The 22,752-nt window shown below is 42.0% G+C and carries 15 protein-coding genes; 5 read left to right on the top strand and 10 right to left on the bottom strand.

What is annotated here, in order from left to right; genetic code table 11:
* Positions 1 to 10: 10 nt before the first annotated feature.
* Positions 11 to 3,169, bottom strand: a complete 3,159-nt coding sequence (locus ACM0OP_RS04310) for a PAS domain S-box protein (RefSeq protein ID WP_414527153.1) — start codon at positions 3,167 to 3,169, stop codon at positions 11 to 13.
* Between the two features lie 375 nt (positions 3,170 to 3,544).
* Positions 3,545 to 4,999, bottom strand: a complete 1,455-nt coding sequence (locus ACM0OP_RS04305) for a protein adenylyltransferase SelO (protein ID WP_414527152.1) — start codon at positions 4,997 to 4,999, stop codon at positions 3,545 to 3,547.
* A 378-nt stretch (positions 5,000 to 5,377) separates the two neighbouring features.
* Here ACM0OP_RS04305 and ACM0OP_RS04300 point away from each other — a divergent pair, with 378 nt between their 5' ends.
* The 3 genes from ACM0OP_RS04300 to ACM0OP_RS04290 all read left to right on the top strand — a co-directional run bounded on the left by ACM0OP_RS04300 (position 5,378) and on the right by ACM0OP_RS04290 (position 9,323).
* Positions 5,378 to 6,556: an anhydro-N-acetylmuramic acid kinase gene (locus ACM0OP_RS04300; RefSeq protein ID WP_414527151.1), complete on the top strand. Its 1,179-nt coding sequence runs from the start codon at positions 5,378 to 5,380 to the stop codon at positions 6,554 to 6,556.
* A 434-nt stretch (positions 6,557 to 6,990) separates the two neighbouring features.
* Positions 6,991 to 7,437 (top strand): hypothetical protein, encoded by a 447-nt coding sequence (locus ACM0OP_RS04295; RefSeq protein ID WP_414527150.1) that lies wholly within the window; start codon positions 6,991 to 6,993, stop codon positions 7,435 to 7,437.
* A gap of 350 nt (positions 7,438 to 7,787) precedes the next feature.
* Complete coding sequence (locus ACM0OP_RS04290; protein ID WP_414527149.1) at positions 7,788 to 9,323, top strand: serine/threonine-protein kinase; 1,536 nt, start codon at positions 7,788 to 7,790, stop codon at positions 9,321 to 9,323.
* Between the two features lie 473 nt (positions 9,324 to 9,796).
* Here ACM0OP_RS04290 and ACM0OP_RS04285 read toward each other — a convergent pair whose 3' ends face one another.
* The 7 genes from ACM0OP_RS04285 to ACM0OP_RS04255 form a co-directional block, all read right to left on the bottom strand.
* Positions 9,797 to 9,994: an NblA/ycf18 family protein gene (locus ACM0OP_RS04285; RefSeq protein WP_414527148.1), complete on the bottom strand. Its 198-nt coding sequence runs from the start codon at positions 9,992 to 9,994 to the stop codon at positions 9,797 to 9,799.
* Positions 9,995 to 10,736: 742 nt separating this feature from the next.
* Entirely contained in the window at positions 10,737 to 11,474 is a 738-nt protein-coding gene (locus ACM0OP_RS04280; RefSeq protein WP_414527158.1) for a Stp1/IreP family PP2C-type Ser/Thr phosphatase, read from the bottom strand.
* Between the two features lie 15 nt (positions 11,475 to 11,489).
* On the bottom strand, positions 11,490 to 13,175 hold the full coding sequence (locus ACM0OP_RS04275; protein WP_414527157.1) for an ABC1 kinase family protein: 1,686 nt from the start codon (positions 13,173 to 13,175) through the stop codon (positions 11,490 to 11,492).
* A 109-nt stretch (positions 13,176 to 13,284) separates the two neighbouring features.
* Positions 13,285 to 13,599, bottom strand: a complete 315-nt coding sequence (locus ACM0OP_RS04270; RefSeq protein ID WP_414527147.1) for a DUF6825 family protein — start codon at positions 13,597 to 13,599, stop codon at positions 13,285 to 13,287.
* A gap of 279 nt (positions 13,600 to 13,878) precedes the next feature.
* A complete protein-coding gene (abc-f, locus tag ACM0OP_RS04265; protein WP_414527146.1) occupies positions 13,879 to 15,498 on the bottom strand; it encodes a ribosomal protection-like ABC-F family protein in 1,620 nt (539 codons plus the stop codon).
* Between the two features lie 530 nt (positions 15,499 to 16,028).
* Positions 16,029 to 19,148, bottom strand: a complete 3,120-nt coding sequence (locus ACM0OP_RS04260) for an efflux RND transporter permease subunit (protein WP_414527145.1) — start codon at positions 19,146 to 19,148, stop codon at positions 16,029 to 16,031.
* 2 nt (positions 19,149 to 19,150) lie between these two features.
* Complete coding sequence (locus tag ACM0OP_RS04255) at positions 19,151 to 20,461, bottom strand: efflux RND transporter periplasmic adaptor subunit (RefSeq protein ID WP_414527144.1); 1,311 nt, start codon at positions 20,459 to 20,461, stop codon at positions 19,151 to 19,153.
* A gap of 115 nt (positions 20,462 to 20,576) precedes the next feature.
* Here ACM0OP_RS04255 and ACM0OP_RS04250 point away from each other — a divergent pair, with 115 nt between their 5' ends.
* The gene (locus tag ACM0OP_RS04250) at positions 20,577 to 21,125 is read left to right on the top strand and encodes a PadR family transcriptional regulator (protein ID WP_414527143.1); all 549 of its coding nucleotides are present in this window, start codon (positions 20,577 to 20,579) and stop codon (positions 21,123 to 21,125) included.
* A gap of 185 nt (positions 21,126 to 21,310) precedes the next feature.
* Positions 21,311 to 22,033 (top strand): Uma2 family endonuclease, encoded by a 723-nt coding sequence (locus tag ACM0OP_RS04245; RefSeq protein WP_414527142.1) that lies wholly within the window; start codon positions 21,311 to 21,313, stop codon positions 22,031 to 22,033.
* A gap of 133 nt (positions 22,034 to 22,166) precedes the next feature.
* Here ACM0OP_RS04245 and ACM0OP_RS04240 read toward each other — a convergent pair whose 3' ends face one another.
* Complete coding sequence (locus tag ACM0OP_RS04240; RefSeq protein ID WP_414527141.1) at positions 22,167 to 22,742, bottom strand: Uma2 family endonuclease; 576 nt, start codon at positions 22,740 to 22,742, stop codon at positions 22,167 to 22,169.
* Positions 22,743 to 22,752 lie beyond the last annotated feature (10 nt).

Raw genomic sequence — 22,752 nt, 5'->3', positions numbered from 1 at the left:
AACTGGTTTGCTAATTGCTGCTACTGTACCTCATAACAGCCGGAAACGCTGTATCGCCTTGATTATTTTTCATCTGTTTTTCACAAACCGAGAGGATAACTTCTCCCTGATTAGTAAACTTAATGGCATTATTCAGTAGATTAATCAAAACTTGGCGTAAACGAGTCAAATCACCAATAATATATGCAGGAACTTCCGGCTGAATGATATAAGCTAATTCAATATTCTTTTCAGCAGCTGTTGGGATTAAAAAATCGATAACTTTTTCTATACAAACTTTTAAATCAAAAGTTTGCTGTTCTATTTGTAATTTTCCCGATTCAATTTTCGAGAAATCCAAAATATCATTAATTATAGTTAATAAAGCATCTCCACTACTGCGAATCGTCTCCACAAAATCTTGCTGTTGGGGAGTCAGATCAGTATTTAGCAATAGCCCTGTCATCCCAATTACACCATTCATCGGGGTACGAATTTCATGGCTCATCATCGCCAAAAACTCACTTTTTGCTCTGTTTGCAGCCTCTGCTTGCACTTTAGCCTGTTCCAAAGCACAATTTTTCACAATCAATTCTTGACGTTGGCGGGTTTCTTGTTCCAGCAAGTTAGCCTGGGTTAATGCAATCCCTAGTTGCGCCGCCACAGCCTCTAGTAATTCCACCTCGTCAGAAGTCCATTGGCGAAAATCGCTGCACTGATATAAACAGATGGCTCCATTTGGTTCTCCTTGATAAGAAGTCCGCACTATTAGCATAGATTTAATCTGCATTTGGCGGGAGATATGTTGAATTTTGACGAGTAAAGGATCAAGGTAGACATTCTCAGAGGCGATCGCCTGATCCTGACTGATCATTTTTTGTGCATGAGGATTACCAATAATCGGAATTTTAGTATCCAGCATCGACGGATAATCCACAACCACATACTCTGCAACTAACGGAATTTGCGGTATCGGATCTTGAGTATAGGAATGAATTAAACAACGATGCACACCAAAAGCCTTACCAATTTGGATAGCAGCCGTCTCAAATATGCTTTGGCTATGAATACTTTCACGAATTTTCTGGGTAATTTGTCCTAATAATAACGTGCGATTAAATTGGCGTTTTAAAGCTTCTTGTGCCTGCACACTGTCAGTAATATCTTTAGTCGAGCCAACCATGCGTACAGGATGACTTTGTGCATCCCATTGAGCCTGAGCGTGTACCAGCACCCATTTATAGTTACCATCATCGCAGCGCAGACGATAGGAAATCACATAATTGGGAATCTGTTGATTGAGATACTCTTGTTGAGTAGTTATCACCCGGTGATAATCATCAGGATGAATACGACTTTTCCACTCATCTTTAGAACTAATAACTTGTTCTTTATTTCTACCTAAAAGTTCCGCCCACCTAGCAGAAAAGAAAATTTCATTTGTGATTATATTCCAATCCCAAATCGCATCTTGGTTAGCTTCAATTACCAATTGCCAACGCTCTTCTTTTTCGCGGAGAGCAGCTTCTACCTTTTGGCGTTTAGTAATATCATTTTGAATCCCCACAAAGTGAGTTAATTCACCCAGATTATTATAAATAGGTGAAATACTCAACTCATTCCAAAAAATGGTGCCATCTTTTCGGTAGTTACGCAGCACAACTTTACAACTTCTACCAGATTGGATAGATTTTCTTACTTGTTCCATCCCAGTTTGTTCAGTATCTTCTCCCTGTAAAAATCTACAGTTCTGCCCCATTACTTCTGTATAACTGTAGCCCGTGATTTTCTCAAAAGCTGGATTAACATAAATTACCGGATTATTCGCCAGTCTAGCATCAGCAATAATAATTCCATTACTAGTAGCCGCTAGCGCTCGTTCTCTCAATCTCAAAGTTTCTTCAACCAGTTTCAGATCAGTAATATCAAACATGAACCCCCGCAACATCCGAGGCGACCCAGATTCTTGCATGACATTCACAATTTCTCGCAGCCAAACAATTCGTCCATCAGCTGCTATCATCCGATATTCAAATTCATAATTATCAAATTTTTTCACTGACTCAGTACAAAAAAGTACAGTTTTTTCTCGATCTTCTGGATGTATATGGTTGATCCAAAAATCTGGCTCATACCATTGGTAAATGGGATAATTTAGTAAAGCTTTCGCCTGTGGACCCACATAGGTAAATTGCCAAGTTTTCAAGTCCAGTTCCCACGGGATAACCTTGACAGTTTCTAATAGCTGGCGGAGATTATTTTCTCTCTCTGCGAGAGCAATTTCTGTTTGTCTCTGTTGATAAATTCTTAAAGCCAGTTCTTGATTTTTTGCGGCTATCTGACAAGTCTGCATTTTAGCACATTGAGCTAAATAAGTAGAAACTGCTAGCATTACAGCCAGTAATAAACCTGCAAAGAGTACGATAATTTGGATGTGTGAACACAATTCTTTTAATAACTTTGGAGTTGGGTAAACTTGCAATTGCCAATTGATACCGCCAGCATATAAATTTATATTTACTTCTTGCTGCCAAGGTGAATCTGTTAATAAGTCTGCATTATTATGGTAAATTAAATTATGATTTTCCCAGAGCTTGATCTTATATCCTTCTTGTATGTTCAAAACTGTATCCACTAGGGATTGAATGGAAAAAACCCCTACTATAAATCCATCAAATTTATTTTCGATAAATAGGGGTATAGATACTAAAAAACCTTTACCCCCCTCCACCAGACTTACTGTATCGCTGATGTCGATAGAAAGACAAAAACTATTCTGTGTTGTTTCTAGTGCAGTCAATCGCTGTAATTCTTGCCTAAGCTCAAAATTTTTTGCTATTTGATTTCCCGATTCCCCGACCATCCAACGTACCTGAAATGATGAATCAATCCATTGGATAGAATCATACCCGCCAAAGTCTCGGATATGGTTAGCCACATCTGCTTCCCATTCTGCACGAGGAATACCACCGCGTAATTCCCAGCGTTGTTTCATCCGTTTCAGCGTCATCAAGCGAGTGTTGAGTTCGCCAGTTAATTCAGTTTTTAATGCGATCGCTTGCTGTGCTAAAATTCCAGTAACCTGGTTATACTCTTGAATTACTAATTCTTGCCATAATAGACCCACTGTCATGGCTACCATAATTCCCGCTAATAAGGGTAAGCAAGCTCTTCGAGTGAAAGATTTCACAGATTTGAAATTTCTATCTACATCACACTTATCCACAACATTTTCCTCAGAGTTTTTGGCATTAATGCTCCCATATAGCAGTTCCCATGCTCGTGAGGTACAAAGTTTTTTAATTTTAGAGAACAGGGAACAGGGAATAAATTGGTGTGTACTTCATTAGACTGGGAAAGGCTATAAAAAAGAATTAGTTCCACTTTTAGGGACTATAGTAATCCCCTTTGATTCTTAAACTTATTTACCTGGTTGGGTAGTAGGAGTGGGAAATAGCCTTTTGAGTTGTCAGCGCAAAGGGCAGACTACACCAACAGAAATAAAATAGGATTACTATATATTTACCCCTTCTTTTTCGTGAAAAATATAGCTAGGCCACCTCAGCTACTGACATTGAATTGTTTTGAGTAAATCATTAAAAGGTTGCCAATTATCTTCTTGGGCGATAGGTTCCCAAACAGATTCAATCATTGGTCTTAATAACGTTGTTTGGGGATTATGCGTCAACAGAGTTTGAGCAATTATATCCATCTGTTCTACTTCAAAATAATTGAGAGTTTTATGATAAAGTTCACACCAATTCTCAAAAATATTGGCAGTTTCTGATGTGGGGATAATATGGGAACCCTTTAATACCAAACCTGGCTCTTCTCGCCATTTAATCGTAAAAGTTCGGGCTATTTCCCAGAAAAACTCATGATAACCCACTTGGCTATCTTGTAAAAATTGAATAGTTACATTTAATAACTCATTTCCTACTGGTAATTCTAATTGTGCAAAACCCAACTTTTTCCACATTAATAAGTGGTATTCAGCTTGATAATAGCTATTGAATTTTCTTAATGCTGACTCCATTTCGGCTTTGTCAATGATTGCCTTCAATGGTTCCTGAAGCAGTTCTAAATTTAACTGACAAATACTTGCTTGATGACTATAACAGTAGCGTTTATAGTAGTCGAAGTAGGCAGATGTAAAATATGGGTCATAAGTAGGAATGAAAGCATAAGGACCATAGTCAAAACTTTCCCCTGTAATTGACATATTATCAGTATTCAAGACTCCATGACAAAACCCAGCTGCCATCCACTGGGCTACCAGTTCTGCTACCCGTTTGACTAGTTCTGCATAAAATAAAACATATTGATTTTTTTCCGCAATTAAATGAGGATAGTAATACTCAATTACGTGGTCTAAGAGTTTTTGAGTTAAATCTGGACGTTGCAAATAATGTAGGCGTTCAAAAGTGCCAAAGCGTATATGGGAACTGTTGACTCTAACCATTACAGATGAGCGCGTTGGGGAAGGTTCATCACCCCGCCACAAAGATAAACCAGTTTCAATCATTGTTAAACAGCGAGAGGTACGCACACCTAATCGGTGTAATGCTTCTGCTGCTAAAACTTCTCGCATTCCCCCTTTAAGTGTCAGCATTCCATCACCACCCCGAGAATAGGGCGTTTTACCGGAACCTTTAGTACCAAAGTCATATAAGTTACCGTCTTTGGCGCGGACTTGTCCGTAAAGAAATCCTCTACCATCACCCAAGTCAGGATTATATGTGCCGAATTGATAGCCGTGATAACGTAATGCTAATAATGGTTTGCGTCCCTGGAATTGACCAAAGGCGGTGATAAAATCTTTATCTGTTACGGCTAGGGGATCTAGTCCTAAATTCGGTAATATAGCATCGTTGCGCCAGCGTAAAATATGTTGGGGAAAATTGGCGGCTATTACTGCGTCGTAGTAATCATCACCCAAAGATTCTAATGCAGGTTCATAATTGAGGGTGAGAAATGGATTGTGAGAATTTTCGGTGTTGGGAGTTTCAGCCAGATTCATTAGGAGAAATGCTAATTGATTCTACCTTTTATCCTACCGCAGTCAATGTGAACTGTATTACCATCAATATGGTTGTATTTTTAGCTGAAATTTATCTGAATAAGTAACTACGAATCAAAAATAAAAGTCAGAAAATAGGATTTCTATATATAGCCATCCTATTTGATGAGGACTTACGCAAGAACTCTCTAAAACCCTCTTTACTTCTCCTAAGCTAACGTGTTTTTTGTGGTGTGCGCTTCGCCTTAAGCAGAAGCTATGCCGAAGGCTGGTTTAAATTCGATCACTTGTGTGTACACGGCAGCTTGACCAACAGGAGGCAAAAAACAGTAGTATGAGTTGAATACACTTTTGCAATTTACAAAAGAATCTCTGCCAATGCATCCAACTAAATCTGTCACCATACCCACTCGCGTTATCGGTTTAATTAGCGGCACTTCTGTAGATGGTATAGATGCTGCTTTGGTAGAGATTTGTGGTGGAGACTTAGATTTGAAGATTTCTTTGCTAGCAGGGGAAACGTACCCCTATACACCCTCATTGAGAACGAAAATTTTAGGGGTTGGTGCAGGGGATGCTATGTCTATGGCAGAATTAGCAGAATTAGATGATGCGATCGCTGTGGCTTTTGCCCAAGCTACTGAAAATATCCAAATAGGTCATCAGCCAGCTAGTTTAATTGGTTCCCACGGTCAAACTGTCTACCATCGACCACCAGTAATTCAGGGAATAGGAAAAAAGATCCAGTTAGGTTACAGCTTGCAATTAGGTCGCGGTGCGATGATTGCTCATTTGACGGGGATTCCCACTGTGAGTAATTTCCGCTTGGCTGATATTAATGTCGGTGGTCATGGTGCGCCCCTTGTGCCGAGAGTTGATGCTTTTTTACTCAGTAATTCCACTGGGGGGCGTTGTATTCAAAATATCGGTGGGATTGGTAATGTGACTTACATTCCGCCTCGTGGTCATGACTGGTTAGCTAAAATTCGGGCTTGGGATACTGGCCCTGGTAATAGTTTATTAGATTTGGCAGTACAACATTTAACTGATGGTGCTAGGTCTTATGACGAAAAGGGTAATTGGGCTGCTAGTGGTGTTCCTTGCTATTCTTTAGTAGAACAATGGCTCCAGCAGGATTATTTTCATCTCCCTCCGCCTAAATCTACAGGAAGGGAGTTATTTGGTGTGGCTTATTTACATCAGTGTTTAAAAGATGCGGAACCTTACCAATTAAATCCGGCTGACTTACTGGCGACACTTACAGAGCTGACTGTTGCTTCTATTGCTCACAGTTATCAGACTTTTTTACCCCAAATGCCCCAGCAAGTATTATTGTGCGGTGGGGGTAGTCGTAATTTATATTTAAAGCAAAGGTTACAGTTATTGTTACCATCCCTACCAGTATTAACTACAGATGAAGTTGGCTTGAATGCGGATTTTAAAGAGGCGATCGCATTTGCGGTTTTAGCTTACTGGAGACAGATGGGGCTTCCGGGTAACTTACCTGCTGCTACTGGCGCACCTAGTGAAATACTGTTAGGGGAAATTCACCAGTAACGGATTCGGAGTAGGAATAATCGCTACAAAATTATTTTCCTAGTAGAACCCCGTATTTTTAGTTATTATGGTTCAGTTTAGCTTAGTTTTCGCTATGGCACTACGCGTATACGTTAAGACATAAACTGATCCTAAAAGTTAGACACCAAAAGGCTTTTACCCCACTCCCTACTCCCTACTCCCCAGCTATATATGCTAATTTTAACTGAAATATGCAGCGCCTAACTCATGACTGGCAGTTAAGAGTGTCTGGCTTGCAGAAATCAACAGGGGAGGCGACTTAGGAAGCCCAGGAGAAGCAGGATAAAATTATGTATGTCACAATTTAATTGTGGATCACCCCTGGATCTTCAGATCAAATCAGTATGGCAATGGTATTTAAATTTAGGTCGTGCTGTATTGGAGATATGCGAGCAAGATAAGGAACATACGAGGTGGATCACACTTTTTTATTGGAACCTGGGCGCTGGAGCATAGAAGGTCATTGGCTGGAGCGTTATGGTGTGCCAATGAGCGTTAAAGGTATGACCTTAGTGGCTTGGAGTCGAGATAACTGGTTTACTATGGCGACAAAGCTGATATTTCCCGGTAGCGATCGCTCGGAAATTTCTTTGCAATATAAAGGACGCTTGGATAATGGCGAGCGTCAATATAGTTTTTTATTGCAACACAATCTGCTAGGCAAAATTGAAGGTGAGGGTTGGATTGGTATCGATACAATTATGCAGCATTACTGGGTGATGGGCGATCGCCAACGTCGTAGCGGCTACGAAACTATACACCGTATATCCAAAGACACATATTATCTCAGTAGTGCCATGATGACAGGCCATGTCTTAACCGATACACTAGAAGCTAACTTAGAGCGGCAATCAACCTAGACTACACCCCAAATCCACAATACCAGAAGTCATAAGTAGTGTTTTTGCCATGACCTGTGTAGCATAGCTATCTAAAATTGGGCAAACTAAAAATATAGAAACGGACATATTGGTTAGGACATCATCATTATGATTTTAAGGGAACAGGGAACAGGGAATGTCCTAATTACCTTGGCGATTGCTATATCTTAATCTCAAATATTACAGATCATCAAAAATCAAATACCAGAGAACAGGTGTAGCTGGTTCGTTAGGATTGGTTTAAAACCCTTGTTCTGTCTAATTTTTATCATCCAGATGCAAGCCATAGCTGTTAATTTACTTTATTAAACATTGGAGTCCAGTTTTCTATGTCAGACCCCAACATTGGTCGCTTACTCAGCAAACGCTACCAAATTCAACAACTAATTGGTACTGGAGCGATGGGTAGGGTTTATCGTGCTAAAGATATCTTGTTGGGAGGCGTACCTGTCGCAGTCAAATTTCTCGCCTTATCCATACAAAATCAAAAGATGGGATTGCAAAACCGCTTTCAGCGAGAAGCTAAAACCTGTGCCTTACTAGGACAAAAAAGCATCCACATCGTCCGAGTTATGGACTACGGTATAGACTCAAATAATACGCCATTCTATGTAATGGAATACTTACCAGGAAAAAGCCTGAATCAGATTATCCGCCAACAACATCTTTCCATACCACGATTTTTGAGTATGTCGCGGCAAATTTCTTTGGGGTTACAGTGCGCTCATAATGGGATTCCTGTGGATGGTGCAGTCTATCCAATTATTCACCGTGATATCAAACCGAGTAATATGCTAGTGATTCCAGACCCTAGTTTTGGCGAATTGGTCAAGGTACTAGATTTTGGGGTGGCTAAATTATTACAGGGAAATACCGACCAGACAAAATATTATTTGGGAACTCTCTCTTATTCCTCCCCCGAACAAATGCAGGGTAAAGAATTAGATAATCGCGCTGATATTTATAGTTTAGGCGTAATGATGTTTGAGATGTTGACTGGGAAAATGCCCCTAGTCGCACCCACTAATTCCTTTAAAGCATGGTACAAAACGCATCAAAGTCAACCACCACGTACCTTTGCTGAAGTTGCTCCCGCCTTGGAAATTCCCCAGTTAGCGAAAAATTTAGTCATGAGTTGTCTGGCTAAAGCTCGAGGCGATCGCCCCCAAAGCATTACTGAAGTTCTCCAAGTGCTAGAATCCCTAGAAAAGAATAATTCTCCCCAGAAAGTTCCACCTGAAAATAATCGCCCCAGTCAAGCTCTAGTGATTAGGGATCAACGGAACCAGAAACTTAAACCTCATGTAGACCAATCTGCATCACAGTCTCAATCTGATTTGCTTGGCTCTGCTTCCTGGCCTAGTAATAAACCAATTGCAGATATTGTTTTTCCCCAATCCATCAATTTTCATGGGGAAATGCTACCAGCCCTTTGGGTCATGTTACCCCAGGCAGAAATTATCAACCGTGTCCTCTCAAAGATTTATAATCAATTTCTATTTATTAATACTCCTCACCCGATGTTGCTATGGATTACTGTAATTTACAATCAACAACATGGAGCCAAATTTCTCCCCTATTACCTGGATATGAAAACTAGTCTGGGTCAAGAAATCACCTACTTACTAGCGCAGAAAGTTTCCTATCGTTTATTGTTATTTGCACGGGAAGCCCCACAGCGCTGTTCTCATGTCTTAACATCCAATATCGATCCAGCCCAACCCCAACGACTCCAACAGTGGATAGCAATGAGTAAAACCTTTCCCTCATCGGCTGATCCCCAATTGAGTAAAAGTTTGCTGAAAAGTGAATATGAAAAAATGAAGCCGATGATTTTGGCTAAGATGGAGAACGTATTTTTTTAGCCAGGTCACAATGTAAAACTTTGTTAAGAAAAATCTACATCTAGTTGTAACCTGGATTGAGAAAAAATATAATCATTATTAGTGGACACTAGACCAGCATCGGTTTAATCACTACAAAGCTGATGGCAGCAAAAAGTCGGAGACAGTTGCAATCTCTCTGAACTCTTTAGCTTCTTGTCTATCATAGAGATATAAAAAATTGCTAGCGTGAATTATGCCCTTGGAATGTTTTTTCACTTTCAAGGATAATCTAGTGGTGAGAAATAAAATTGTCGAACAACCAAACGACCAAAATTTCCATTCAATTTGGTCAAGGGTAATTTTAGAATCAGATTGCTGAGAAGATGATAGATAGGAATTACCGCTATCAAGCCTTTTGATTTAAGTTGACGCCCCAGCATCCCCAGCTCTTTTCCTTCGTGGAACTAAGCAAGAGAAGGAGGTCGCCCACTGCGACACACAAATTACTTACCCTATGCCATAGTGGAACCGGAATCTAAGCCCCACTGGTGTTTCAGTAACTCTTGATAAGTCGCTTCCCGCACCATCATCTGTTCATAAAGCTTTACCAAAAAGTCCTTTGCTTGGTCGTTACTCATGTGCTGTACTTGGCTGGCAAAAGAGCGGATGCTAAATTGCTGTTCCAAAGATAGTTCAATGGGCTGGTTCATAATAAACTCCGAGAAAAACAACGCGTACAAATCATGCCGATTACAGAAGTCACATAGGTATAATAAGTGAGTCAGTATACGTCATAAGTTTGTACCTCTATATTAAGAAAGATAACAATTGTTTGACGAATTGCCCACATCCCTATGGTGAAGGTTTCTGTTTTTATCTCTTGCACTGTAACCAACTAATGTATAACTGAGGTGGAAGAAAGCCATTCTTGGGTAGAAGTGACTTTTTCTATACCATCAGTAAGTTGGTAAGACTACCTAAGTTACCTGAGAATCATTGCCACCGCTCCTGTCAGAATCGGCTGATAGAACCTTTGGCAAGCTCAAGGTATTAAACATGAATTATATTCGGCATATATCATTAAGTGCAATAAGTCAATGCACAGAATTGTGCAGTATTTGTCTCCAAGGGATTAATTTGGAGGTTAGAGATATTTGTATCAATTTGCCAACAGGAAAAATGCTCAGATTGAACAAATTTCTGAGCATTTTTGGTGAAATATCCACACTGATTCCTATTTCAGCTATAACAAAGGTTTATCGCCACCCCCAAGGAACCAAACCAAATATGGGATAAAGTTGGGTTTCATTTCTCCAAAAAAGTGCAAGGTTTTGGCTTATGGTATCTCAAAATAATTGCATTTTTTCTTGTTGGATATGGGAAATTGAGGATACCCAGATAGCTGAAACTGTTACCTGTTCCCTGTTCCCTCACAGATAATTTTTCCTATCACTATGCAGGGGGGTTTTCTTCCACAGAAACTATGGCGATGGTGATGTTATCATGTCCACCCTTTTCTTTAGCAGCTGCAACCAGAGAATGGCTAGTTGCTTCTATGGGGGAATTGCGGAGGTGATCAGCAATAGTCTGATTGTTCAGTTCTTCGGTCAGACCATCACTACATAGCAGTAGGCGATCGCCTATCCTAACATCGACTGGTTGCACATTAATTTGATTTAAATCTTCCCTGCCTAAACACCGGGATAATATATGGCGGTAGGGGTGATCTCGTGCTTCCTCTTCAGTAATATCACCTAGTTGAATCGCCCTAGCTACCCATGTATGATCTTCAGTGATTTGTTTTAATTGCGACTCCCGCAAGCGATATAACCGGGAATCACCAACGTGAGCGCACCAAGCTGAATCGAAGGGGCGAAAAACTACCGCCACCACAGTTGTACCCATGTCAGCGCGTTCAGGATGGTTTTGTTGGTCATTGATTATGGCTTTATTTGCTTCCCATAGGGCTTTTTCTAGCAATTTGTCAGTAGGTTCAGAACTATCCCAGTGGGAAACCAAAAAGGCTGTAATTTCCTGGGTAGCGATGCGACTTGCTTCTTCACCCCCTGCATGACCACCCATACCGTCAGCAACAATAAAAAATCGCCCATCCGGGTCGATATGGTAAGCATCTTGATTATTAGAACGAACAAGTCCCGGATCACTAACACCGGTGAATTTCAGTTTCATCATTTTTAACAACAATTAATACATCCGGTCATAACGATCGAGGCGTGATAACAAGCGAATCAGGATAACTGCTAGGGCGGCGGCTATTAAACCAGCTAGCACAGACAGCCACACAAAACTATTAACCAATAAAATGGTAGCTGAAAGAGTAAATCCAGTAATAATTAAAGCGTAGGTTGTCCCTAGTTGAATATTACTCTGCCTGCGTAGGAGTCTTTCTGTTTCTATTGAACGGACACGCACCCGCATATCTCCGCGTTCTAATTTTTCTAGTGTATCCTCTAATCTGCGGGGTAGACCGAAGGCAGTGGTACTAACTTGAACTGCTTGGCGACTTAATTCATTGATAAAGCTATTATTATCAGGACCATTCATATTTGTTATTAGTTGCATTGCATAAGGTTGGGCAACTTCCATAAAGTTAAATTCTGGATCTAAGCCTTTGCCTACGCCCTCTAGAGTAGAAAAAGCACGCATGACAAAAGTGAAGGTGGCGGGAAATCTAAATGGCTGATTATAAGCTAACTCATACAAATCATCACTGATAGCAGCCACAGACTGATTTTCAAAGGGCTGATCCATGAAATTGTCCAGCATATACTGAACAGAGCGCCGCACGGGTCCCATATCATCTGTAGGTGCGATCGCCCCTAAATCGATCAGAGACTGAACAACGCGATCGCCATCCTTTTGAGCAATCCCAAACAGCGTTTCCATCAATCCTTCACGCACATTCGACTTAATCTGCCCCATCATCCCAAAGTCGTAGAAAATTAAATCACCAGTGGGACTAACAGCAATATTACCTGGGTGAGGATCAGCATGGAAAAAGCCATTATTCAGTAGCTGTAACAAGTAGGCTTGAGCGCCTTGACGTGCTAACACCTTCCGATCTAAACCGGCGGCTTCTAAAGCCTCATATTGGCTAATTTTAATACCGGGGACATATTCTAAAGTTAATACTTTAGGTGAAGCATAACGCCAGTAAACTCTAGGAACTTTTACCCATTCATAGCCGCGAAAATTCCGGCGAAAAGTATCAGCATTACGGCCTTCATTGAGATAATCAATTTCTTCCCAGAGAATGCGACAACACTCGTCATAAATCCCTAGCCAATCGCGTCCCCGTCCCCATTTCGGATGGTTTTGAAAGTAGCGGGTGATACCTTTAAGAATCTGTAAATCGATTTCAAACAGCTTCTTGAGTCCTGGACGCTGTACTTTGACAACAACGGACTCTCCCGTGTGCAGTACAGCTTTATGCACTTGACCTAAACTAGCAGCAGCCAGAGGAATCGGTTCAAAACTATGAAATAATTCCGGAATTTTCTTACCTAATTCTTGCTCAATACTAGCTTCTACTTGCTCATAACTAAATGCCGGCACTTTATCCTGTAATTTAGCCAACTCTTCCACATATTCACCGGGAAAGATATCAGCACGGGTAGAAAACAACTGCCCGACTTTAATAAAAGTTGGCCCCAAGTCTAGCAAGGTATTACGAATCCACACTGCTTGAGATTTGCGTCTAGCAACTTGCTTGGACTCAGTAACACCGCCGGGATAACTCCAAGATTTGTTGTAGCGCCAGAGTTTAAACATTAAGGTCAAGACAAAACCCCAAATGTCTACAAAGCGCCGTCTACTTGAGTAATTGTCCCGATTCCAACGGTATGCCTGATCTGAATAACCTGTTTCCATATTGTTTGTGTACCGTTGGTTGTTAACCAAATTATCTGGATTAAAAGACACACCAAATCCTGAGATATTTATGAGCAAGTGTCATGTAATCATGACTAATGACTAAATTCTAGACAGAATTACTGCGATAGCGTTGTAATTCGTTTCGCAATAGGGCAATTTCGGCTCGCAGTTCATCAATTGTTGCTTGCAAGTCCACAGAATCAGAACTAAAATCAGAACTTTGACCAGAATTAGCAGCATCGGCAGCGCGATTTGCCCGTTCTAGGACTTCTGCTGTGAACTGGCGTAGTTGCTCTCTGGCTTCGGCATCAAATTTGCCCAAATCGCTCAAAGCGTCGGTTACAGCTACCTCTAGACGCTCATTAATTACTTCTGCCGCAGCTCTACCGACAAAAAAGGCTTGTAAAAGTGGGTTACTCATAAATTTTTGTTACGTTGCTCCGCAAGAGAATTATAACTTGCCTACCTGCTTTGCGGCTGATGCTGAAGAGCGATAAATTTCAAGTTTTAGACATTTGCTGGGGAATGGGGTGTGGGGAGTGTGGGGAGTGTGGGAGGTGTGGGGAGTGTGGGGGGAGTAGGAAAAATCAGTTACAGCATAGTGAGTTTTTTCAACAATCAAACAAAGATGAGTCCTACATAATAATTTGGGGTCATGGACGCACAGCCGCCTATGTACTCTGGAAAAAATGGGGCATTTTTATACATTGTGGCAGATTAAGAGTTCTTCATAGTATTTTTCGGGTGTATTGGGTAAATGGGTTGTCATTTCACACGTTTGGTTTTGCAATTTGAAACTCTGGGTAATGTGGATGCGGCTGAGAAAATCGATATCGTGGGAAATCACCCAAAGCGCACCCTGATATTCGTTGATTCCTGTGATCATTTGTGCCACGGTTTCGATATCTAGGTTATTGGTTGGCTCATCAAGAATTAGTAAGTCAATTTCTGAGATACTGATCATGGAAATTGCTAGTCTGGCTAATTCACCCCCACTGAGTACAGAGGCGCTTTTGTGAACGTCGTCGTCGTATTTAAACAGAAAATGCCCTAGCTGCTGACGTAGCTGCTGATAGCTGAGGCTAGGATTGGCAGCTTGCATATTTTCCAGAATCGTCTGCTGGCGATTGACTAATGCATAGGTTTGGTCGAGATATACCGCTTTCATTTCTGGTGCAAATATCACCTCACCGGATTCTAAAATTATGGTTTGGGTTTCCCTTCCCAGAATTGCTTTCGCTAAAGTTGATTTACCAGAACCATTTCCACCGACAATCGCTAGGCGTTCGCCTGATGAAATATGCAGCTGAATGTTTTGCAGTAGTAGGCGTTCTGATACCCACAGACTTGCACCTTGAATAGCAATTAAATTGCGGCGTTTTTGACTAGTTTCTGCTAACTGAATACTTGTTACTTTGGTTGTTTTCACCTTCGTATCAGCAAATTGTTGATTAGCTTTGGCTACAGCTGCATCATGTTTCTTTTTTGCAGTTCCGGTGGATGTCTCAGCTTTGCTTTTAATGACTCCGGCGGCGATTCTATCAACACTACCTTTGAGAAACTTAGCGCGACCGTTGCGGTTTGATTGGGCGGCGCGTTGCTGTTCTTGGATAGCTGTAGCTTGGACGCGTTTGAGTTCCTTTTTGGCGACTTCGTGCGATCGCACTGCGGCTGCTAACTCAATTTCCTTTTGTTGGCGATAGTCCGAAAAATTGCCTCCGTAAACTTTTACACCCCCATCTGTAAGTTCCCAAGTCACGTCTGTCACTTGGTCTAAGAAAAAAGGCTTGTGAGAAACAATTACATACGCACCGGAAAAGTTTACTAGAAACTGCCTTAAGCTTTCTAATCCTAGTAAATCTATATGATTTGTTGGCTCATCTAGCAATAATAAATCCGGTTTTTGCGCCAAACCAATCGCTAAAAATAGTTTGCTTAATTCCCCACCGCTTAAATTAACAATTGGTACAGATAAATCCAGATTTGTCTGAAATTGTGCCTGTAAAATTCCGGCAATTTCCCACCATTCATCAGAAATCGAAATCAAATAATTTAATACTGTATCTGCTGTGATTTGTTGTTTAATAGTGCTGATTTGGGGCAAATAGTAAACAACACCGTTACGGGATACAGAGCCAATACTAGGAATAATTTCACCTGCAAGTATTTTTAATAAACTTGATTTACCAATGCCATTGCGACCAACTAAAGCAATACGATTCCCCGCATCAATACTCAAGTTGACTTGTTGAAATAAAGTTCTATCTAAGCAGAGTTGATAGGCTAGATTCTCAGCTAATAATATTGATTTTTTGGACATTCTTTGCAAACCTCAATTGCCAAACTTCCACCCGTTAACAACTACGGATAGATAAAACGTACAAAATATTTAGCCGCAGTCATTTATCTAACGGCTTGATGTAGAGATGACAATATTTTTAGTACATGACTATTGTGAAGTAACCTGTCAAATATGTTTGGTGGATTTTGTTTTGACATTTGTTGCTTAGGTGCAACAGTTGTTTGGTACTACTTCATTGCAGGGATTTGGTTGAGGTTTGATTTTTAATATTTTAGCATTTTATAGCAACCGCCAAGGACGTTAGGGCATAAACTGATCATAAAAGTTAGATACCGAAAAGCTTTTACCCCATTCCCCTTCGACTACGCTCAGGGCAAACCTACTCCCCAATACAGTTCAGTTAAACATTTCTTCCTTCTCATTCTTCACTTGGTGTCCTTGGCGTTCTTGGCGGTTCGTTAAAAAAATGACCTAAACGAAGAGTTTGAATCTTAACTGAACCGTATTGCCCCACTCCCTACTCCCCACTCCCCAGCTATGTGTAGCGCTCACGTGACATTAGGTGATAGAGGCGATCGCTCTTGGCGTGGTTTTGCCGATAAGAACAATAAATAGGCACAGGGAATAAAGTAAAGGGCGAGAATGGTTGCACCAGCTACACCGCCGGCAATCACTACTGCTAGCGGAGGCCAAAATCCACCGCCGCCTAGAATCAAGGGCATAAAGCCTGCTATGGTGGTGAATGTGGTTGTCAGTACGTGGCGGGTAGTGTGGATGACGGTTTCGATCATGGCTGGGCGATTACCAGTCTGAGCTAAGGAATCACTTTTCAGCGCGGTGAGAACAGTAATGGCATCATTGACAGCTACCCCAATCAGTCCTACTGTACCGATGATAGGATTGAAGCCAAAGGGATAGCCAAATAGCCAAACCGATAATCCTCCCAAACCGATGGACAGAATGGCCACAATACCAATCAAACCCGCAAGGGCGAAGGAATCCATCGACAGTACCAGAGTTACCACCAGGGCAATCCCTAGTACAATGCCATAACCGAGTAGTCCACCAGTGGCACTGTTACGCTCTGCTTCTTCTCCACCAAATTCTAGGCTATAGCCTTGGGGTAGAGAGAAAGATTTTTGCAAACGTGGGCGAAAATCAGCTAGAGCGTCAGCAGGTAAGGTTCCGGCTGTGAGATAGCCTTGGACGGTGCTAACTCTACGACCGTTTTTACGGGTGATGGCAGCATTTTTGGGGACGAGATTGAGTTTGCCAATGGTTTCTAAGGGAATGTAGCCGTTGCGATCGCTGGGCAGAAGATTCACTGATTGTAATTGGCTTAAGTCAGCACGTTCGCTATTACTGAGACGGACTCGGATAGGTACTTCTTCGGTATCTTCTAAAATTGTGCCACCGTTTACCCCTTCGGTGATGATTTGCAATTGCCGTGCAATTTCCCTGCGGCTTAAACCCCGCGATCGCGCTTCTGGTTCGTTAATATCCAGGGATAGTTGGGGAAGCACATCGTTGATGCGGCTACGAATGTGGGTAATAGTGGGAACTTCTGCCAAAATTGCCCGGACTTCCTCACTTAATTCTTGGAGGCGTTCAACATCAGAGCCGTAAATTCGGATCTCAATGGGGGCTTCAAAAGGTGGCCCCTGCTCAAACACCCTTACTAAAGCACGAACATTGGGAAAGGCGCTGTTAAATTCCGTTTGCAGTTGACGAATGAAGCTATCCGCCGCAATACCATTCATCTGCACAATGGCTCCCGCAAAACTGCTTTCGTTCTCCCGATTAGTCAGTTGGTTGTAATAGACTTTCGGCGCACTCTTGCCCAAAAACCAATACACTTGTTGAACCTGAGAATGACTGCGTAAGGTGGCTTCTACCTCTTGTGTCAGCTGTTGAATTTGCGTGAGAGAACTGGTGGGAGGCAATTCCAACTCCACTATGAATTGTTCACGATCGGCAGGGGGAAAGAATTGTAAACTTAAGGTGGACATGAGGGTAAACCCCATTACTGGTAAAATCAGCGTTAAGGCGATCGCCCGTTTAGGATATCTGAAAGACCACTGCAAAGATCGGCGATACCAGGCTGTGAGTCCAGGATGAGAAAATCCTGATTCCCACCATTTTCTGTTACCAATTACACCTTTAGAAGAGCGGCGGTGATGCCACTGATAAATTTTGGCGGTAATCGCTGGCGTAATCGTTAATGCTACCAACAGCGAAGCCAACACGGCCAAAATTACATTTAAACCAATTGTCCCCACAAATTCACCGACTGCACCGGGAAGTAAGGCAATGGGTGCAAAGGAAAATACAGTGGTTAAAGTCCCCCCCAGCAAAGGAGCGCGAAGATACTGCACGGTTTCTGTAATGGCAGTTTCTAATGGCATTCCCCCTTTGAGGCGGATATTCATCTCATCTACAAGAATAATCGCATTATCCACCAGAATGCCCAAGGCTACAATTAGCCCCGTTACCGACATTTGGTGTAAGGGAATATTCAATAATCCCATGACAATCAGGGCGATCGCTACTGAAAGCGGTAGTGCCATTTGTACAGCTAATGCCTGTTGCCAACCCATCATGATCATGCAAATCACAAACAGCAGCAAAGCACCAGATAGCAAATTACTGATGAGATTATTTAACCGCTCAGTTACATAACGACTCTGATCAAAGACAATCTCTAATTGTATACCCTTGGGTAAATCAGCCCGAAAGGTATCGATTGCCTTCTGTGCATCTACAGCCCAGCGATCTAAACGATATTGGGGCTGGACATAAACAGCAACGGCGATCGCCGCTTTACCAGCAGTAAATGCCAATTCTGTGGGGGGTGTGGCGATTCCTTTCTCAATGGTGGCGATGTCTGCCAAAAGCCGAAATTCCCGGTTAGATTCACAGCCAGCACAACTTACAGGTATCTGCTGCAAACGGTTCAGGGTGTCTAATTCTCCTTGCACTTCATACAGCAGGGTATTGTCACCGCGAAACTGTCCGGCGGAAGTTTTCGCATCGCTGTTTTCAATTTGTCCTGCTAGTTCTGAGGCGGTAATTCCTAAACTGGCAAGGGTTTCTGTATTCACATTCACTGTGATTTCTTCTTGGGGTGCGCCAAAAATCTCCACTTCATCAGTCCCAGAGAGCGATCGCAAAGCATTTTTTAACACCTCTGCCCGTCGTTGTAAAATGGCGTAATTCGGTGCATCAGACTGTTCCCAAGTCAAGGCAGCTAGGAGGGAATAGGCACGGACTTCTCCCTCATCTAATTCTGGTTCACTGGCTGCGGCGGGTAATTCTCCTTGTACCTCGCGCAATTTATCCCGCACTCTTGACCACACCAAGGGGACACGGTTTTTACCCACACTATCCAGTAGATCTACGGCAATGGTAGAAACCCCAGCCCGTGATGTGGACTCATAGCTTTTTACTTCCGGAATTTCGGCAATTTTGACTTCAATGGGATCTGTAACCAGGGATTCGGTGCGTTCGGCGGTTCCTCCTGGCAAAAAAGTAGTAACTAGAGCAAAACGAGAAGTGAGTTCTGGATCTTCCAGTCGGGGTAGGGATTGAAAGGTGACGCTTCCCCAAGCCACAATCAGAAAAATCGCCAACAATAGTAAGCGGAAGTTGCGAAAAAATAACCGTGCCATATCTATTCCTTATTAACGATTTGCCCAGCAATTAAGCGGTGAGTGCCACTATTAACTACCTCTTCCCCGGCGATAATTGTGCCGCGCACTAAAACGCGATCGCCTTCGGTATACAAGACTTCCACATCCCGCCGTTCAATGCGATAGGTTTCGCCTTCTGGGGCAACGGCAAAGCAAGACCACAAGCCTCGCTCGCCCTTAATTAAGGCGGATACTGGCAACCAAAATCCCTGGGTAGAGACTGTTTGTTCCACTGATAAACGGGCGATTTCTCCTGACGCTGGCATGGTTTGCTCGTTCGTCGCTAATTGCAAAACTACTGTCCGAGTCCGGGTTTGGGGGTTGATTTCTGGTTTATGTGCCAGCACTTGAGCCGGATAAATGCTATCGCCCACCTGTACTTGTTGAGAACTCCCCACTTTCAGGTTCTGCACCACTTGGGGCGGTACGCCAATTTCTACTTCCGGGGTGAGATTTTCTACTAGGCGGAGGATGGCTTGTCCGGCTTGTACCACAGTCCCTTCATCCAATTTGCGTTCCCCAACTACACCATCAAAGGGAGCGCGGAGGGTACTTTTGGCAATATTAATTTCCACATCGCCCATACTGGCTGCAATTTGCGCCACTGTAGCGGATTGGGCAGCGATTTGTTCTGGCCGTGTCCCGTTTTGCAACGCTGCTAATTCACTCTCAGCAGCAGCCAGGCGGTCTGCCAGGGCATCTCGATTAAATGCGACTTCTTCCAACTGTTCACGGGAAATTGCGCCTTCTTTGTAGAGGTAGGTACGGCGATCGCGGCGACTATTTTCCAAACGCAACCGATTTTCTAAATCTGCTACTTGAGAACGAGCCGCATCAATGGTTTCTTTGCGTGGACCATTTTGCAATTCTCGTAATTCTGCCACTGCACGCGATCGCTGGGCTGCTAATTGTGCTAATTGTGCTTCAAGATTTTGCGTATCTAACCGAGCAATAACTGCGCCTTTTTCTACAGTTTGCCCCCGATTAAACAGGATTTCAATAACTTTACCCCCCCGCTCAAAGCCCAAATCGCTGCGGCGAGTGGCTACTATTTCCCCTGTATAAAAGCGCTTCACTTGGTAAGACTGTACTGACTGGAGTTTGATGACTTCCACTGTCAAGGGGGGAGAAACTGCCGCTTCCTGTCCAGTTGACAACCGTTCATACACTCCAAAGGCGATCGCCACCACCATTCCACTGGCAATTAAGATATTCCTCACGCCAGTCTTTTGGGGATGCTTCACAGCCTCTTCTCCCACCTGTACATCTATTTCCCTAACATCGGCTTCCATACTCATTTTTGTGCTACGTTGACAAGAAGCGTTGTGATACCCAACCAACTGTTATAAAATTAGTTGTATAAACAAAAGGTTATGTGCAACTAGTTGTTTATGTCAAGGAAAAGTTATGAGCCTAGCCCATGCGATCGCCAGCATCTTGCTTCAATCCCCTCAGACAGGCTACGATCTGAGCAAAGAATTTAATGAAAAAGTCAGTTGTTACTGGCAAGCCACATCCCAGCAGATTTATCGAGAACTGGCACGAATGCAGGAGAAAAACTGGGTAGAAGTGGAAATATTGCCCCAATCAGTTCGTCCCGACAAAAAAATCTATTCCCTTACTGATACAGGTAGACAAGAACTAATTTCTTGGATTGCTGAACCCTCTCAAGCAACCGCCATCCGTGAAGATTTATTAGTAAAAGTACGCAGTGGATTTATCGTTCCTGAAGATATCCTCATCCGGGAAATTGAACGACGTAAGCAATTTCATCAACAAAAACTGGATTTTTATCGCTCCCGCGAACTAGAATTTGGCGATTTGAAGCAACTGTCTCGCCCGCACAGATATATGTATCTCACCCTGCGGTGTGGGATTCGCTACGAAACCACGTGGATTGAATGGTGTGATGAGGCGATCGCCTTTTTGTTAATCCCAGAAGAAACTCCCGGTTAAATTTTTTACCTCTTTATTTGAGGTATCCGCTACGCAAAGTTAATATAATTAAGCATACTTTCAGGAAGTATACACAAGCTATCATAGGTTGCTTGTATTAAATTTAACAATTATTCATAAGTCCTCATCCAGTAGCATAAAAATGCTAAAATCGACTGATAACTACTTAATGCCATAATTATTCTATGACCATTGCTCAAGAATTAGCTCCTCAAGCAGGCATTGACCAAAATGTTATCTTTCCTCCTAGTGATTTATATAGTGACGAACCTCCCTTGGAAACCGAACTACATTTAGAGCAAATCATGCTCTTGCTAAAATGCTTAAAATGGCTGTGGCGAGATAAAAATGATTTTTATGCGGCGGGAAACCTCACCATTTACTACAGTCCCCACCAACGCAAATCACAAGACTTTAGAGGGCCTGATTTCTTCGTTGTTTTAGACACAGAACGTAAAACCCGTAAAAGTTGGGTAGTTTGGGAAGAAAATGGCAAATATCCCCATGTCATTGTAGAAATTCTTTCTGATTCCACAGCACAGACAGACAAAGAATTAAAGAAACAAATTTATCAAGATACTTTCCGCACTCTGGATTATTTTTGGTTTGACCCTTACACCTTAGAGTTTGCAGGGTTTCACTTAGTCGATGGAGAATATCAACCTCTACAACCCAATGAACAAGGACATTTGTGGAGTCATCAACTATGTTTATATCTGGGAGTTCATGAAGGACTAGTGAGATTTTTTACACAACTTGGGCAATTAGTGCCGACACCGGAAGAAACAGCAGAACAAGCAGAACAAAGAGTAGAACAAGCAGAACAAAGAGTAGAACAGGTAGAACAAAAAGCCGAACGTTTAGCAGCAAAACTGCGAGAGTTAAATATTGACCCTGATACTATTTAATTCGTAATGCCTCCTTCGGAGGAGCTTCGCTAACGTAATTCGTAATTTAAGAGCGTATAAACCCCAATATAATCTTTGAATTAAGTCCATCACGAATTATGTTGATTCTGGATGGTAAAAGCTAATCTTATTCTCATTCAAAACTTACCGCTTCATAAATATCATTGAGAGAAGTTTGATAATCAATAGTTTGTAGTGATAACATAGCATCTTGGGTTTCGTACTCTGTTAATACCCATTGACCATCATTATTTTTATGAAACTGCTCTACAAAATATTCGTATTGGTCAATCATAATATATTCTTGAAATGTGGGAAGAGAACGATAATATCTAAATTTACTGGTTTTATCGTAAGTTTCTGTAGATTTAGATAATACTTCGGCAATTATTAAAGGGTTAGTTACAGTCGTAGTCCCAGTTCCTTCATATATCGGTTCTCCTGGAATAATCATCACATCAGGATATGTGTAGATGTGGTAACGGGGTATCCACAATTTGACATCACCCATGTAAATTTTGTAATTTTTACCCCGCATTCTGAATTTGAAATTAGCATAAAAATTACCTGCTATTTCGTTGTGATTAGTTGTACCACCAGCCATCGGGACAATTTCTCCATCTAGGTATTCATTTTTATATTCTGCTGTCTCTTCTAGTTGTAAATATTCTTCTGGGGTGTACTGGCGTTTTTGTGTTTGGATTTGCATAAAAATTACC

The organism is Nodularia chucula CCY0103, from assembly GCF_963923915.1.
In the GTDB taxonomy this organism is placed as follows: Bacteria; Cyanobacteriota; Cyanobacteriia; order Cyanobacteriales; family Nostocaceae; genus Nodularia; species Nodularia chucula.
This window is presented reverse-complemented; position numbering and strand designations above follow the sequence as displayed.

Coding starts and splice junctions, on each gene's coding strand:
- ACM0OP_RS04240 (WP_414527141.1), bottom strand. CDS start 22,742: ATGCAAATCCAAACACAAAAACGCCAGTACACCCCAGAAGAATATTTA.
- ACM0OP_RS04300 (WP_414527151.1), top strand. CDS start 5,378: ATGCATCCAACTAAATCTGTCACCATACCCACTCGCGTTATCGGTTTA.
- ACM0OP_RS04270 (WP_414527147.1), bottom strand. CDS start 13,599: ATGAGTAACCCACTTTTACAAGCCTTTTTTGTCGGTAGAGCTGCGGCA.
- ACM0OP_RS04305 (WP_414527152.1), bottom strand. CDS start 4,999: ATGAATCTGGCTGAAACTCCCAACACCGAAAATTCTCACAATCCATTT.
- ACM0OP_RS04255 (WP_414527144.1), bottom strand. CDS start 20,461: ATGGAAGCCGATGTTAGGGAAATAGATGTACAGGTGGGAGAAGAGGCT.
- ACM0OP_RS04280 (WP_414527158.1), bottom strand. CDS start 11,474: ATGAAACTGAAATTCACCGGTGTTAGTGATCCGGGACTTGTTCGTTCT.
- ACM0OP_RS04290 (WP_414527149.1), top strand. CDS start 7,788: ATGTCAGACCCCAACATTGGTCGCTTACTCAGCAAACGCTACCAAATT.
- ACM0OP_RS04275 (WP_414527157.1), bottom strand. CDS start 13,175: ATGGAAACAGGTTATTCAGATCAGGCATACCGTTGGAATCGGGACAAT.
- abc-f (WP_414527146.1), bottom strand. CDS start 15,498: ATGTCCAAAAAATCAATATTATTAGCTGAGAATCTAGCCTATCAACTC.
- ACM0OP_RS04260 (WP_414527145.1), bottom strand. CDS start 19,148: ATGGCACGGTTATTTTTTCGCAACTTCCGCTTACTATTGTTGGCGATT.
- ACM0OP_RS04245 (WP_414527142.1), top strand. CDS start 21,311: ATGACCATTGCTCAAGAATTAGCTCCTCAAGCAGGCATTGACCAAAAT.
- ACM0OP_RS04250 (WP_414527143.1), top strand. CDS start 20,577: ATGAGCCTAGCCCATGCGATCGCCAGCATCTTGCTTCAATCCCCTCAG.
- ACM0OP_RS04285 (WP_414527148.1), bottom strand. CDS start 9,994: ATGAACCAGCCCATTGAACTATCTTTGGAACAGCAATTTAGCATCCGC.